Origin of the sequence: Microbacterium rhizophilum (assembly GCF_039605615.1) — a bacterium.
Lineage (GTDB): Bacteria > Actinomycetota > Actinomycetes > Actinomycetales > Microbacteriaceae > Microbacterium > Microbacterium rhizophilus.
Window position 1 is genome coordinate 248224 of sequence record NZ_JBCNUN010000001.1, and the last position, 15875, is coordinate 264098.

A 15875-nucleotide genomic window follows, 5' to 3' on the forward strand; every position below is an offset into this window, starting at 1 on the left:
ACCGCTCCTGCTCGGGGGCGGGCGGGACCTCGCGGGTCGCTTGCGGCGACGCACCTCTGCAGCAGTACAGGGCCGATGTCGTCCCGGCTGAGCACCAACCTCAAGGACGGTAGGCATGGCATCTCGCCCCCGTTACGCATCGGCATCCCGGCTTCAGGGCTTCCCCGAGAAGCAGGGGATGTACAACCCCGCGTTCGAGAAGGACGCGTGCGGTCTGGCGATGGTCGCGACCCTGCGCGGCGAGCCGGGTCACGACATCGTCGACCTGGCCCTGACGGCGCTGCGCAACCTCGAGCACCGCGGCGCGATCGGCTCCGACGCGGGCACGGGCGACGGCGCGGGCATCCTGACCCAGATGCCGGACGCGTTCCTGCGTGCGGTCGTCGACTTCGACCTGCCGCCGGCGGGGGAGTACGCCGCCGGCATGATCTTCCTGCCGCGCGACGACGACGCGCGCGAGGCCATGAAGGCCTCGATCGAGAGCGTCGCCGAGAGCGAGGGCATCGCCGTGCTCGGCTGGCGCGACGTGCCGACGGAGGAGGAGAACCTCGGCAAGCTCGCGTTCGACGCGCGCCCCGCGTTCGAGCAGCTTTTCGTCGCTCACCCTGCGACGGATGACGCCCTCGCGCTGTCGGGCATCGAGCTCGACCGCCGCGTGTACCGCCTCCGCAAGCGCGCGCAGCACGAGCTCGACGCCTACTTCGTGTCGCTGTCCAGCCGCACCCTTGGCTACAAGGGAATGGTCACGACCCTGCAGCTCGAGCCGTTCTACCCCGATCTGCAGGACGAGCGGTTCGTCACCGAGCTCGCCGTCGTGCACAGCCGCTACTCGACCAACACGTTCCCGTCGTGGCCGCTCGCGCAGCCGCTGCGCATGCTCGCGCACAACGGCGAGATCAACACGGTCGGCGGAAACCGCAACTGGATGCGCGCGCGCCAGTCGCAGCTCGCATCCGACCTGCTGGGCGACATCCGCCCGCTGCTCCCCATCTGCGAGGACGGCCAGAGCGACTCCGCCTCGTTCGACGAGGTGCTCGAGCTGCTCACGCTCACCGGCCGCAGCCTGCCGCACGCCATGCTGATGATGGTGCCCGAGGCGTACGAGAAGCAGCCGGACATGGATCCGGATGTGCGGGCGTTCTACGAGTACCACTCGCTGCAGATGGAGCCCTGGGACGGCCCGGCGTCGCTGATCTTCACCGACGGCACGCTGGTCGGCGGCATGCTCGACCGCAACGGCCTGCGCCCCGGCCGCTGGACCGTCACGAAGGACGGCCTGGTCGTGATCGGCAGCGAGACCGGCGTGCTCGACTTCGCCCCCGAGCGCATCGAGCGCCGTGGCCGGCTGCTGCCCGGACGCATGTTCGTGGTCGACACCGCGCAGGGCCGCATCATCGGCGACGAGGAGATCAAGCGCGACCTCGCCGCCATGCACCCGTGGCAGGAGTGGCTCGACAAGGGCACTGTTCGCCTCGCCGACCTGCCCGAGCGCGAGCACATCGTGCACCCCATCGCCTCGATCAACCGGCGCCTGCGCACCTTCGGCTACACGGAGGAGGAGGTGCGGATCCTCCTCGCCCCGATGGGCCGCACCGGCGCCGAGCCGCTCGGCGCGATGGGATCGGACACGCCGATCGCCGTGCTCAGCGAGCGCCCGCGCCTGCTGTTCGACTACTTCACCCAGCAGTTCGCCCAGGTCACGAACCCACCGCTCGACTCGATCCGCGAAGAGGTCGTCACCAGCCTCCGGCTCGGCCTCGGCCCGGAGGCGAACCTGCTCGCCTGGGGTGCGGACCATGCCCGCACGGTCGGCCTTGACTTCCCGGTGATCGACAACGACGAGCTCGCGAAGATCCAGCACATCGACACCGCGATGCCGGGGCGGACATCCGTGACCCTGCGTGGCCTCTACCGCGTGGCGGCGGGCCGCAAGGGCCTCGAGAAGCGCCTCGCGCAGCTGTGCCGCGAGGCGGACAAGGCCATCGAGGACGGCGCCGAGTTCATCGTGCTCAGCGACCGCGACTCGAACCAGGACCTCGCGCCGATCCCGTCGCTCCTCATGCTGTCGGCGATCCACCACCACCTCATCCGCAACGAGACGCGCATGAAGGTGGGACTCGTGGTCGAGGCGGGCGACGTCCGGGAGGTGCACCACGTCGCGACGCTGATCGGCTACGGCGCGTCTGCGGTCAACCCGTACCTGGCCATGGAGACGGTCGAGAACCTCGTCCGATCCGGGTCCGTGCAGGGCGTCACCACCGAGAAGGCCGTCAAGAACCTGATCTACGCGCTCGGCAAGGGCGTGCTGAAGATCATGTCGAAGATGGGCATCTCGACCGTGTCGTCGTACGCCGGCGCGCAGGTGTTCGAGGCGGTCGGCCTGTCTCAGGAGCTCATCGACGCGTACTTCACGGGCACCGAGAGCAAGCTCGGCGGCGTGGACCTCGACGTGATCGCGGCCGAGAACGCCGCGCGCCACGCGTTCGCGTACCCCGAGGACCGCGCGCCGCGCGCACACGAGCGCCTCTGGACCGGCGGCGAGTACCAGTGGCGCCGCGACGGCTCCCCGCACCTGTTCAACCCGGAGACCGTGTTCCGGCTGCAGCACTCCACGCGCACGCGCCGCTACGACATCTTCCGCGAGTACACCAAGCTCGTGGACGACCAGGCGGCCGAGCTGAAGACGTTGCGCGGGCTGTTCCAGCTGCGCACCGACGCGCGCCCGGCGGTGCCGATCGACGAGGTCGAGTCGGTCTCGTCCATCGTGAAGCGGTTCTCGACCGGCGCGATGAGCTACGGATCCATCTCGCGCGAGGCGCACGAGACGCTCGCGATCGCCATGAACCGGATCGGCGGCAAGTCGAACACCGGCGAGGGCGGCGAGGACGTCGACCGGCTGCTCGACCCCGAGCGCCGCAGTTCGATCAAGCAGGTCGCGTCGGGTCGGTTCGGCGTCACGAGCCTGTACCTGACCGAGGCCGACGACATCCAGATCAAGCTCGCGCAGGGCGCCAAGCCGGGCGAGGGCGGCCAGCTGCCCCCGGGCAAGGTCTACCCGTGGGTCGCGCGCACGCGTCACGCGACCGCCGGCGTCGGACTGATCTCGCCGCCGCCGCACCACGACATCTACTCGATCGAGGATCTCAAGCAGCTGATCTTCGATCTGAAGCGCGCGAACCCGAACGCCCGCATCCACACCAAGCTGGTGAGCCAGTCGGGCATCGGCGCGGTCGCGGCCGGCGTCGCGAAGGCGCTGAGCGACGTCATCCTGGTCTCCGGCCACGACGGCGGCACGGGCGCCAGCCCGCTCAACTCGCTGAAGCACGCCGGCACACCGTGGGAGCTGGGACTGGCGGAGACGCAGCAGACGCTCATGCTCAACGGCATGCGCGACCGCGTCGTGGTGCAGGTCGACGGCCAGCTCAAGACCGGCCGCGACGTGATCATCGGCGCGCTGCTGGGCGCCGAGGAGTTCGGCTTCGCGACGGCGCCGCTCGTCGTGAGCGGCTGCATCATGATGCGCGTGTGCCACCTCGACACGTGCCCCGTCGGCGTCGCGACGCAGAACCCCGTGCTGCGGTCGCGCTTCACGGGCAAGGCCGAGCACGTCGTGAACTTCATGGAGTTCATCGCCGAGGAGGTGCGCGAGTACCTCGCCGCCCTGGGCTTCCGGAGCCTGGACGAGGCGATCGGCCACGCCGAGCTGCTCGACATCGACGGCGCGATCGCGCACTGGAAGGCGCGCGGTCTCGACCTCACGCCGATCCTGGAGGGTCCGCGCTTCGCCGACGACGAGCCGCGTCGCCACCAGCGCGACCAGGCGCACGAGCTCGAGGGGCACTTCGACGTGCCGCTGATCGAGCGCGCGCAGGACGTGATCGCGAACGGCGGCACCGTCAGGATCGAGATGCCGGTGCGCAACACGGCGCGCGCGGCCGGCACCCTGCTCGGCCACCACGTGACGAAGGCGCGGGGCGAGTTCGGGCTGCCCGCCGGGTCGATCGACGTCTCGCTCACCGGCTCGGCCGGCCAGTCCTTCGGCGCGTTCCTGCCGAACGGCATCACGCTGCGCCTCGAGGGCGACTCGAACGACTACGTCGGCAAGGGCCTCTCGGGCGGGCAGATCGTGATCCGCCCGCCGCGGGGCGCGACGTTCGACGCGTCCGAGAACGTGATCGCCGGCAACGTGATCGGCTACGGCGCGACGCAGGGCACCATGTTCCTCCGCGGCGTCGTGGGAGAGCGCTTCTTCGTCCGCAACTCGGGTGCGACCGCGGTCGTCGAGGGCGTGGGCGACCACGCGCTCGAGTACATGACGGGCGGCCTGGCCGTCATCCTCGGCCGCACCGGACGGAACCTGGGCGCGGGCATGTCGGGCGGCACCGCCTACATCCACAAGCTCAACACGGACCTCGTCAACCGCGAGGCCCTGTCCTCGGGCGAGCTGACCCTGACCGAGCTCGGCTCGGGCGACGCCGAGATCCTGCGCGACCTGCTGGAGCAGCACGTCGCGGAGACCGGATCCGAGCTGGCGCAGGGCATGCTCGACGACTTCGAGGCCGCGGTGGCCGACTTCGTCCGCGTCCTGCCGCGCGACTACGCCGCGGTTCTGCAGACCCGCCAGGAGGCGGTCGCCGAGGGGCTCGACCCCGACGGCGACGTCGTCTGGAGCCGCATCATGGAGGTGACCGGTGGCTGATCCCAAGGGCTTTCTGAAGGTGACCGAGCGGGAGCTGCCCGCTCGTCGTCCCGTGCCCGTGCGCATCCTGGACTGGAAGGAGGTGTACGAGCCGGGAGATTCGGCCGTGCTCCGCCGCCAGGCCGGGCGCTGCATGGACTGCGGCATCCCGTTCTGTCACCAGGGGTGCCCGCTCGGCAACCTCATCCCCGAGTGGAACGACCTCACGTGGCGCGGCGAGGGCCGCACCGCGATCGAGCGCCTGCACGCGACCAACAACTTCCCGGAGTTCACGGGCCGCCTCTGCCCGGCGCCGTGCGAGAGCGCGTGCGTGCTCGGCATCAACCAGCCCGCCGTCACGATCAAGCAGATCGAGGTCTCGATCATCGACGACGCGTTCGGCAACGGCTGGGTCGAGCCCAAGCCGCCGGCACGCCTCACGGGCAAGACCGTCGCGGTCGTCGGCTCGGGCCCCGCGGGCCTCGCGGCCGCGCAGCAGCTCACGCGCGCGGGTCACACGGTAGCCGTGTACGAGCGCGACGACCGCATCGGCGGCCTGCTGCGCTACGGCATCCCCGACTTCAAGATGGAGAAGAAGCACGTCGAGGCGCGTCTTCGCCAGATGCAGGACGAAGGCACGCGCTTCCGCGCCGGCGTCGAGATCGGCCGGGACATCACGTGGAGCGACCTCCGCGCCCGGTACGACGCCGTGGTCGTCGCGACCGGATCCACGGTGCCGCGCGACCTGCCGATCCCCGGCCGCGACCTCGCGGGCGTGCATTACGCCATGGAGTACCTCGTCGAGTCGAACAAGGTCGTGGCGGGCGACAGCGTGCCGCAGCAGATCAGCGCCGAGGGCAAGCATGTCGTCGTGATCGGCGGCGGCGACACCGGCGCCGACTGCATCGGCACGGCGCACCGCCAGGGCGCGATCAGCGTGACCAACCTCGCGATCGGCAAGCAGCCCGGCAAGGACCGGCCCGACCACCAGCCGTGGCCCATGACGCCGACGGTGTTCGAGGTCTCCTCGGCTCACGAGGAGGGCGGCGAACGCCAGTACCTCGCCTCGACCGTCGAGTTCGTCGGCAACGACGCGGGCGAGGTGCGCGCCCTCGTGGTCGCGGAGACCGAGTTCGTCGACGGCCGCCGCGTGCCCAAGGCCGGCACCGAGCGCGAGATCCCCGCCGACCTCGTGCTGATCGCCATGGGCTTCACGGGTCCCGAGCGCGACGCGCTCGAGTCGCAGCTGCAGGCGCAGTTCACCCCGCGCGGCAACGTCGAGCGCGACGCGGCCTTCCAGTCGACCGCGCCGGGCGTGTTCGTGGCCGGCGATGCGGGCCGCGGTCAGTCGCTCATCGTGTGGGCGATCGCCGAGGGCCGTTCGGTCGCCGCCGAGGTCGACGCGCACCTGATGGGGGAGACGTCCCTGCCCTCGCCGGTGCGCCCCACGGATGTCGCGATCGGTCTGCAGCCCGCGTAGGCTGACGAGCGAACCCGACGGCCCGCCACGAGGATCGGAAGTTCCGTGGCGAGCTGGATTCCCCACCCTGAAGAACCTTGTGCGGAGGTATGCAGTTGAGACGTGCCAAGATCGTCGCCACCCTAGGGCCCGCGACATCGACACGCGAGAAGGTCCGTGAGCTGATCGAGGCGGGGGTCGACGTCGCGCGTCTGAACCTCAGCCACGGCGACTACTCGGTCCACGACGCGAACTACGACAACGTCCGCGGCGCGGCCGAGGACCTCGGCAAGCCCGTCGCCGTCCTCGTGGACCTGCAGGGCCCCAAGATCCGCCTCGGCAAGTTCTCCGACGGACCGCACTACCTCGCCGAGGGCGACATCTTCAAGATCACGATCGACGAGATCGAGGGCACCAAGGAGATCTGCGGCACCACGTACAAGGGCCTGCCCCAGGACGTGAAGCCCGGCGACTACCTGCTGATCGACGATGGCAAGGTGCGTCTGCAGGTGACCGAGGCCGACGAGCGCACGGTCACGACGAAGACGATCGTCGCGGGCAACGTGTCCAACAACAAGGGCATCAACATCCCGAGCGCCGCCGTGAACGTCCCCGCCCTGAGCGAGAAGGACGAGCAGGATCTGCGCTGGGCGCTGCGCAAGGGCGCCGACATCATCGCGCTGTCGTTCGTGCGCAACGCCAAGGACGTCCAGCGCGCGCACGTGATCATGGCGGAGGAGGGACGCCGCGTCCCGATCATCGCGAAGATCGAGAAGCCCCAGGCCGTCGAGGCCCTCGAGGACATCATCGACGCGTTCGACGGCATCATGGTCGCCCGCGGCGATCTGGGCGTCGAGCTGCCGCTCGAGGCCGTGCCGATCGTGCAGAAGAGGGCCGTCGAGCTGGCCCGCCGCATGGCGAAGCCCGTCATCGTGGCGACGCAGATGCTCGAGTCGATGATCTCGAACCCGGTGCCCACGCGCGCCGAGACGAGCGACGTCGCCAACGCCGTCCTCGACGGCGCCGACGCCGTCATGCTGTCGGGCGAGACGAGCGTCGGAGACTACCCGATCGTCACGGTCGCGACCATGGCGCGCATCGTCGAGTCGACCGAGGAGCACGGCCTCGAGCGCATCCCGCCGCTCAACACCAAGCCCCGCACGCAGGGCGGCGCGATCACCCTCGCGGCCGTCGAGGTCGCGGACTTCGTCGAGGCGAAGTTCCTCTGCATCTTCACGCAGTCGGGCGACTCCGCGCGTCGCATGTCGCGCCTGCGCTCCAGCCGGCCGATGATCGCCTTCACGCCCGACGCCGCGATCCAGAACCGGATGGCGCTGACGTGGGGCATCCGCTCGAAGCTCGTCGAGATGGTCGAGCACACCGACGCCATGTTCCACCAGGTCGACCAGTACCTCCTCGAGGAGGGCCTCGCGCAGATCGGCGACAAGGTCGTGGTGATCTCGGGTTCCCCTCCCGGGATCATCGGCTCGACCAACGACCTGCGCGTGCACAAGGTCGGAGACGCCATCCACGGCGCCGCGCCGATCTACCAGCAGTAGACCCGCACCTCGATACCGCCTCGTCCGGTTGGCCCCGGGCGAGGCGGTATCGTCGTTCAGGGCCGGTGTGGCGGAATGGCAGACGCGGCGCACTCAAAATGCGCTGTCCGTGAGGGCGTGTGGGTTCGAGTCCCACCACCGGCACAAAGGGCTGGGCCGACGTGGCTCCCAGGCCCGAGGACCTCGACGAACTAGGATGGACACGTGACCGAAGAGCAGACCGGGCAGGCACCCGCGGCACCGCGCCGCGTCGTCGTCGCCGAGGACGAGTCCCTCATCCGCCTCGACATCGTCGAGATCCTCCGGGACAACGGATTCGACGTCGTCGGTGAGGCGGGTGACGGCGAGACCGCCGTGCAGCTGGCCACCGAGCTGCGTCCCGATCTCGTCATCATGGACGTCAAGATGCCGCAGCTCGACGGCATCAGCGCGGCCGAGCGCCTCAGTAAGAACCACATCGCGCCGGTCGTCCTCCTGACCGCCTTCAGCCAGAAGGAGCTCGTCGAGCGCGCGAGCGAGGCGGGCGCGCTGGCCTACGTCGTCAAGCCGTTCACGCCGAACGATCTGCTGCCGGCGATCGAGATCGCCCTGGCCCGCTACGAGCAGATCATCACGCTCGAGGCCGAGGTCGCCGACATGGTCGAGCGCTTCGAGACCCGCAAGCTCGTCGACCGGGCGAAGGGCCTGCTGAACGAGAAGATGGGACTCTCGGAGCCTGAGGCGTTCCGCTGGATCCAGAAGGCGTCGATGGACCGCCGCCTCACGATGCAGGACGTCGCGAAGGCCATCATCGAGCAGCTCTCGCCGAAGAAGGCGTAAGCACCCACGCACATCGCGAGGGCGGCCCCGGACCATCCGGGGCCGCCCTCGTCGCGTTCAGGACTGCGGCGGCAGGTCCTTGATGAGGTTCGTGATGCGCACGGTCGAACAGCGGCGGCCCGCCTCGTCGACCACCACGATCTCGTGCACCGTGGTGGTGCGCCCGAGATGGATCGCGGTGCACGTGGCGGTCACGACACCCTCCCGCGCCGACGTGGTGTGGGTCGCGTTGATGTCCAGCCCCACGGCGAGCCTGCCCGCGCCGGCGTGATAGTTCGCAGCCATCGAGCCCATGGTCTCGCCCAGGACGACGTATGCCCCACCGTGCATGAGACCGACGGGCTGCGTATTGCCCTCGACGGGCATCGTGGCCACGGAGCGTTCGGCGGTGAACTCGCTGAACTGCACGCCCATGCGCTCGGCGAGCACGCCGATCCCGCGCCAGCGCAGCCACTCGAGTCCGGGGGAGAGGTCGGTCGAGACGTCGGACATCGGGCTCCTCGGTATGTCCCTGGCGCTCGTTAGGCTTGCAGGGTGACGGACTCCGCAAAGCCTACCCTTCTCGTCGTCGACGGCCATTCGCTCGCGTATCGGGCGTTCTACGCGCTGCCGGTCGAGAACTTCACGACGAAGGACGGGCAGCACACGAACGGGATCTACGGGTTCCTGTCGATGTTCGTCAACCTGATCAAGGCCGAGAAGCCCACTCACCTCGCGGTCGCGTTCGACACGTCGCGCGAGTCGTTCCGCACCCGCGAGTACACCGAGTACAAGGCCAACCGGTCGGAGACGCCGAACGAGTTCAAGGGCCAGATCCCGCTGCTGCAGGAGTGCCTCGCGGCCATGGGCGTCACGGTGCTCACCAAGCCCGACTTCGAGGCCGACGACATCCTCGCGACGCTCGCGACGCAGGGCGCCGAGCAGGGGTTCCGCGTGCTCGTCTGCTCGGGCGACCGCGACACGATCCAGCTCGTCACCGATGACGTCACGCTGCTGTACCCGTCGGTGCAGGGCGTGTCGCAGCTGAAGCGCTACGACCCTGCGGCCGTGGTGGAGAAGTACGGACTGGCCCCCGAGCAGTATCCGGACATCGCGGCCCTCGTGGGCGAGACCAGCGACAACCTGCCCGGCGTGCCCAAGGTCGGCGAGAAGACCGCGGTCAAGTGGCTGACCCAGTTCGGTTCGCTCGACGCCCTGCTCGACGGCGCCGACACGATCAAGGGCGTCGTCGGCGGCAACCTCCGCGAGCACGTCGAGGACGTGCGCCGCAACCGCAGGCTGAACCGCCTGCTGCGCGACGTCGAGCTGCCGTACGGCCCCGGCGAGCTCGCGGTGAAGCCGCTCGACGCGCAGGCCGTGCGGGACATCTTCGCGCGGCTCGAGTTCCGCACGCTGCTGCCGCGCGTGTTCGAGGCCGCGGGGGCCACCGCCGATGACGAGCCGCAGGCGGCCGCGGAGCCGGCGCCCGCACCGCGCGAGCTGAGCGCGACCGACCTCGCCGCCTGGGCGGAGGATGCGCACGGCGAGGTCGGCGTCACCGTGACGATCCACGGCGGCCTTCCCGACCGCATCGGCCTCGCGTCGGGCTCGGAGGCGGTCGAGGCCGGCTGGTCGGACGACGTGGCGCGGGCCCTCGGACCCTGGCTCGCCTCGGACGCCCCCAAAGTGCTGTCCGACGCGAAGCCGCAGGTGAAGGCGCTCGGCCGCGGGGGCGTGACGGTGGGCGGCCTCGCCTTCGACACGATCGTGGCAGGCTGGCTGCTGCGCCCGAGCTTCCCCGACCGGACGCTCGGCCACCTCGTCGAGCGCTACCTGGGCGAGAAGCTCCCCGAGGCGGATCCCTCGCAGCTGGTCCCCGAGACGGAGGGCGCGACCCCGGGGCAGCTGTCCTGGTACACCGTGCGCGTCGTCGCGGGCCTGCGCGACGAGCTGCCGGAGCCGGTGCGCGGTGTGCTGACCGACATCGAGCTGCCGACGCTGTCTGCTCTCGCCGACATGGAGCTCGCGGGGGTCGCCGTCTCGCACGAGAAGCTCTCCGGGTTCTCGGGAGAGCTCGGCGGACGCGCGGAGGGGCTCGCGCAGGACGCCTACGCGGCGATCGGCCACGAGGTGAACCTCGGCTCCCCGAAGCAGCTGCAGGAGGTGCTGTTCGAGGAGCTGCAGCTCCCCAAGACGCGCAAGACGAAGACGGGCTACACGACCGACGCGGCGGCGCTGGCCGACCTGCAGGACAAGGCCCACCACCCGTTCCTCGACCTGCTGCTGCAGCACCGCGAGGCCACGAAGCTCAAGCAGATCATCGACGGCCTGGACGCCGCGATCGGCTCCGACGGCCGCGTCCGCACCACGTACGTCCAGACGGGCAGCCAGACCGGTCGCCTGTCGAGCACCGATCCGAACCTGCAGAACATCCCCGTGCGCACGGAGGAGTCCCGCCGGATCCGCGCCGCCTTCGAGGTGGGCGCGGGCTACGACGCGCTGCTGACGGCCGACTACTCGCAGATCGAGATGCGGATCATGGCGCACCTCTCGGGCGATCCGGGGCTGATCGAGGCCTTCAACACGGGCGAGGACCTGCACCGGTTCGTCGGCGCCCGTGTGTTCGGCGTCACCCCCGAGGACGTCACGCCGGCCATGCGCACCAAGGTCAAGGCGATGTCGTACGGCCTCGTCTACGGCCTCTCGGCGTTCGGACTCTCCAAGCAGCTGCGCATCGAGCAGTCCGAGGCGAAGTCGCTCATGCTCGAGTACTTCGCGCGGTTCGGCGCGGTGCGCGACTACCTGCGCTCGTCCGTCGAGCAGGCCCGTGTCGACGGCTACACCGAGACGATCTTCGGCCGTCGTCGGCCGTTCCCCGACCTGACGAGCCCCAACCGGCAGCTGCGCGAGAACGCCGAACGCGCGGCGCTCAACGCGCCCATCCAGGGCAGCGCCGCCGACATCATGAAGATCGCGCTGTTCCGCATCCACGACGACCTGCGCGACATGGACTCGCGGGTGCTGCTGCAGATCCACGACGAGCTCGTGGTGGAGGTCGCGCCGGGGGAGTGGGACGCTGTGGAGCGCATCGTCCGCGAGCGCATGGGCTCGGCCGCCGAGCTGACGGTGCCGCTCGACGTCCAGGTCGGCCGCGGAGCGGACTGGAACGAAGCCGCGCACTGAGCGCGTGACGCACAAGAGAGGACGCGCCAGGATGACCGATCAGCAGCGTGAGCAGACCGAGATCGACCGGATCGCGGAGGGCTGGGTCGACGAGGTCGTGCGGCTGTCGCCGATCGCGGCCACGTACATCGGCCGCCTCGAGGCCGGCGATCGCTACGACGACTTCAGCCCGGCCGGTCATGCGGACGCGCTCGAGTCGGGACGCCGCACCCTGGCGGCGCTGGAGGCGGCGACGCCCGCCGACGACATCGACCGCGTCACGCAGGTCGACCTGGGGGCGGAGCTGCGCCTCGCGGCCGAGCTGAGCGACGCGGGCTGGCACCTGCGCGACCTCAACGTGATCGCGAGCGCGGCGCAGGACGTCCGCCAGGTCTACGACCTGATGCCGACGGCGACCGCCGAGGACTGGGCCACGATCTCCCGCCGGCTCGCGGCGGTGCCGGCCGCGCTCGACGGGTATGTCGAGACGCTGGCCGAGGGCATCCGCGCCGGCGTGGTGCCGGCCGCGCGACAGGTGCGCGAGGTCGCCACCCAGATCACCCGCTACACGGCCGACGACGGGTTCTTCGCGACGCTCGTCTCCGGCGCGACTGCCGACGGCGAGGCGCTTCCCGGATCGGTGCGCGTCGACCTCGAGCGGGCCGCGACCTCCGCTCGCGCGGCGTACGACCGGCTGGGCGAGTTCCTCGGCACGACCCTGGAGCGCGCGGCCTCCGACACGGACGCCGTGGGGCGCGACCTCTACGCGCTGCATTCGCGGCGCTTCCTCGGCGCGCGCGTCGACCTCGACGAGACCTACGAGTGGGGCATCGAGGAGCTCGCCCGCATGACCGAGGAGCAGGAGACGATCGCGCGCGAGATCCTTCCCGGCGCGACGGTCGCCGAGGCGGTCGCGCATCTCGAGGCGGACGCCTCGCGCAAGCTCGCCGGCACCGAGGCGCTGCGGGAGTGGATGCAGGCGACGAGCGATCGCGCGGTCGAGGAGCTCGGCCGCACGCACTTCGACATCCCGGATCCGGTGCGCCGGCTGGAGTGCATGATCGCGCCCACCCAGGAGGGCGGCATCTACTACACGGGCCCCACGGACGACTTCTCGCGGCCGGGTCGGATGTGGTGGTCGGTGCCCGAGGGTGTCACCGAGTTCGACACGTGGCGCGAGCTGACGACCGTCTACCACGAGGGCGTGCCGGGCCATCACCTCCAGATCGGGCAGGCGGTCTACAACCGCGCGCAGCTCAACTCCTGGCGCCGGCTGCTCGCCGGCACCTCGGGGCATGCCGAGGGCTGGGCGCTGTACGCCGAGCGGCTGATGGAGCAGCTCGGCTACCTCGACGACCCCGCCGACAGGCTCGGGATGCTCGACGGGCAGCGGATGCGCGCCGCCCGCGTCGTGCTCGACATCGGCGTGCACCTCGGCAAGCCCCGTCCGGACGGCGGCGGCACGTGGGATGCCGACTACGCGCTGGAGTTCATGCGGGCCAACGTGAACATGCCCGACGAGTTCGTGCGCTTCGAGGTGAACCGCTACCTCGGCTGGCCGGGGCAGGCTCCGTCCTACAAGGTCGGCCAGCGCCTCTGGGAGCAGGTGCGCGACGCGTACCGCGCCGCGCGCGGCGACGAGTTCTCGATGAAGGAGTTCCACAAGCGCGCGCTCGACCTCGGCGGGGTGGGGCTCGACACGCTGCGGACCGCGCTGCTCGGCTGACGCGTGGAATACGTCGACCGATTCCCGAGTTCCATGCATGTGAATAGGGAGGATCGACATATGGAGATCGAGCTCGGGCTGGACACCTTCGGGGACGTCACGCGCGGACCGGATGGACGCACGCTCAGCGACGCGGAGACCATCCGCAACATCGTCGCGCAGGCGAAGCTCGCCGACGAGGTGGGGCTGTCGTTCTTCGGCATCGGAGAGCACCACCGACACGAGTTCGCGGTCTCCAGCCCCGAGATCGTGCTCGCCGCGATCGCGTCGGTGACGGAGCGCATCCGCCTCGGCACCGCCGTCACCGTGCTCTCGAGCGACGACCCGGTGCGGGTCTACGAGCGCTTCGCGACGCTCGACGCGGTGTCGAACGGGCGGGCCGAGGTCATCCTGGGACGCGGATCGTTCATCGAGTCGTTCCCGCTGTTCGGCTACGATCTGCGTGACTACGAGGCGCTGTTCGAGGAGAAGCTCGACCTGTTCGTGCAGCTCATGGGGGAGCGCCCGGTGTCGTGGCAGGGGACGATGCGGCCGGCGCTGGACGGCGCCGACGTGTTCCCGAAGACCGCGCGGGGCCTCACCGCGTGGGTGGGCGTCGGCGGGTCTCCCGAATCGGTCGTGCGCACCGCCCGCCACGGCCTCGGGCTGATGCTCGCGATCATCGGCGGGGCGCCGGCACGCTTCCGCCCCTACGTCGATCTGTTCCACCGCTCTCTCGCGTCCTTCGAGAGGTCCGACGCGCCGGTGGGCGTGCACTCGCCCGGCCACATCGCCGACACGGACGAGCAGGCCTGGGACGAGCTCTACCCGGAGATGGCTGCGATGCGCGAGAAGATCGGTCGCGAGCGTGGCTGGGTCGGCGGCTACAACCGCCTGCAGTTCCAGAACGAGGTCGGTCCGGAGGGCGCGGTGTTCGCCGGATCGCCCGAGCGCGTCGCACGCAAGATCGCCGACACGGTGCGCACGCTCGGCCTCAGCCGCTTCGACCTCAAGTTCGCCAATGGCGGCCTCGAGCACGACAAGCTCCTCAAGAGCATCGAGCTGTACGGCACGCAGGTGGCACCGCGGGTGCGGGAACTGCTCGCGGAGGACGCCGCCTGACGCCAAAAGGTCACAATGACCATTAGGCTGGCGACATGACCGCACCGTCCGCTCGCCTCGACTCGCTGCCGTTCACCCGGAAGCACCTGCGTCTGCTCACGGGATCCGGCGTCGGCTGGGCCCTCGACGCCATGGACGTGGGCCTGATCTCGTTCATCATCGCGGCCCTTGCGGCCGAGTGGCAGCTCACGCCGGTCGAGACATCCTGGATCGCGTCGGTCGGCTTCATCGGCATGGCGATCGGGGCGAGCCTCGGCGGCCTGCTCGCCGACCGCCTCGGTCGGCGCCAGGTGTTCGCCCTGACCCTGCTCATCTACGGCATCGCCACGGGCGCGAGCGCGCTCGTCGGGGGCGTGGCGGCGCTGCTCGTGCTGCGGTTCTTCGTCGGCCTCGGTCTCGGCTCGGAGCTGCCCGTCGCGTCGACCTACGTCAGCGAGTTCGCGCCGACGCGCATGCGCGGGCGCCTCGTCGTGATCCTCGAGGCGTTCTGGGCGGTCGGATGGACGGCGTCGGCGCTGATCGGGTACTTCGTGGTGCCGCTCGAGGAGGGATGGCGCTGGGCGTTCGCGGTCGGGGCGATCCCCGCGGTGTACGCGCTCGTCGTGCGCTGGGGGCTTCCCGAGTCGCCGCGGTTCCTCGAGAGCAAGGGACGCCTCGAAGAGGCCGACGCGATCGTGCGCGGCTTCGAGGCGTCCGCGGGACGCCCGGTGACCCCTTCCGAGTCCCCCGTCGCCGCCTCGACGCGCAGCGACGCACCGGCCGCTCCGCGCGGGCTCGCCGCCGTCGCCACGCTGTGGGCCCCCGCACTGCGGATGCGAACGGGCGCGCTCTGGCTCGTCTGGTTCTGCGTCAACTTCTCGTATTACGGCGCCTTCATCTGGATCCCGTCGATCCTGTTCGCCCAGGGCTTCGACCTCGTGCGGTCGTTCGGCTTCACGCTGATCATCACGCTGGCCCAGCTGCCGGGCTACGCGGCCGCCGCCTGGCTCATCGAGGCGTGGGGGCGCCGCCCCACCCTCGCGACGTTCCTCGCGGGCTCGGCGGTCGCCGCCGTGCTGTTCGGCAACTCCACCGAGGCGTGGCAGATCATCGCCTCCGGCATGGCGCTGTCGTTCTTCAATCTCGGCGCGTGGGGCGCGCTGTACGCCGTCACGCCCGAGCTGTACCCGACGGCGACACGCGCGACGGGCGCCGGCTGGGCGGCCGCGGTCGGACGGATCGCGTCGATCGTGGCGCCGCTGTTCGTGCCGTGGGCGATGGCGGCTGGCGGCGCACCGCTGCTGTTCACGGTGTTCTCGGTGTTCTTCGCGATCGCCGCGGTGGGCGTGATCCCGCTCGTGGAGCGCCGGGGCACCGCGCTGGAGGAGCGACTGCCCGCCGTCTGAACGGAGC

9 protein-coding genes and 1 tRNA gene are annotated in these 15875 nt (G+C 70.5%); 9 read left to right on the forward strand and 1 reads right to left on the reverse strand.

Annotation, left to right across the window (positions count from 1 at the left end; all coding sequences use genetic code 11):
* Nucleotides 1-115 precede the first annotated feature (115 nt).
* From gltB to AAD528_RS01345, 5 genes are all read left to right on the forward strand, one after another.
* The gene (gltB, locus tag AAD528_RS01325) at nt 116-4699 is read left to right on the forward strand and encodes a glutamate synthase large subunit (protein WP_345750239.1); all 4584 of its coding nucleotides are present in this window, start codon (nt 116-118) and stop codon (nt 4697-4699) included.
* On the forward strand, nt 4692-6158 hold the full coding sequence (locus AAD528_RS01330) for a glutamate synthase subunit beta (protein ID WP_345750240.1): 1467 nt from the start codon (nt 4692-4694) through the stop codon (nt 6156-6158). Before gltB ends, AAD528_RS01330 begins: the two co-directional genes overlap by 8 nt.
* Nucleotides 6159-6253: 95 nt before the next feature.
* Nucleotides 6254-7696 carry a pyruvate kinase gene (gene pyk, locus AAD528_RS01335; RefSeq protein ID WP_345750732.1) on the forward strand — a complete coding sequence of 481 codons (1443 nt, stop codon included), beginning with the start codon at nt 6254-6256 and terminating at the stop codon, nt 7694-7696.
* Between the two features lie 61 nt (nt 7697-7757).
* Nucleotides 7758-7840: transfer RNA gene (locus tag AAD528_RS01340), tRNA-Leu, on the forward strand.
* 60 nt (nt 7841-7900) lie between these two features.
* The gene (locus AAD528_RS01345; RefSeq protein ID WP_203138586.1) at nt 7901-8515 is read left to right on the forward strand and encodes an ANTAR domain-containing response regulator; all 615 of its coding nucleotides are present in this window, start codon (nt 7901-7903) and stop codon (nt 8513-8515) included.
* A 57-nt stretch (nt 8516-8572) separates the two neighbouring features.
* Here the strand turns inward: AAD528_RS01345 and AAD528_RS01350 are convergent, their stop codons facing one another.
* A complete protein-coding gene (locus AAD528_RS01350) occupies nt 8573-9007 on the reverse strand; it encodes a hotdog fold thioesterase (RefSeq protein ID WP_345750241.1) in 435 nt (144 codons plus the stop codon).
* A gap of 42 nt (nt 9008-9049) precedes the next feature.
* Between AAD528_RS01350 and polA the strand changes: the two genes are divergently transcribed.
* From polA to AAD528_RS01370, 4 genes are read left to right on the forward strand one after another with little or no spacing between them, the layout of a single operon-like run.
* Nucleotides 9050-11677, forward strand: coding sequence for a DNA polymerase I (gene polA / locus AAD528_RS01355; RefSeq protein WP_345750242.1), 2628 nt, complete (start codon nt 9050-9052; stop codon nt 11675-11677).
* Between the two features lie 31 nt (nt 11678-11708).
* Nucleotides 11709-13382, forward strand: coding sequence for a DUF885 domain-containing protein (locus AAD528_RS01360; protein ID WP_345750243.1), 1674 nt, complete (start codon nt 11709-11711; stop codon nt 13380-13382).
* 60 nt (nt 13383-13442) lie between these two features.
* On the forward strand, nt 13443-14483 hold the full coding sequence (locus tag AAD528_RS01365) for an LLM class flavin-dependent oxidoreductase (protein WP_345750244.1): 1041 nt from the start codon (nt 13443-13445) through the stop codon (nt 14481-14483).
* Nucleotides 14484-14518: 35 nt separating this feature from the next.
* Nucleotides 14519-15868, forward strand: coding sequence for an MFS transporter (locus tag AAD528_RS01370; protein WP_345750245.1), 1350 nt, complete (start codon nt 14519-14521; stop codon nt 15866-15868).
* The last annotated feature ends 7 nt before the right edge of the window (nt 15869-15875 follow it).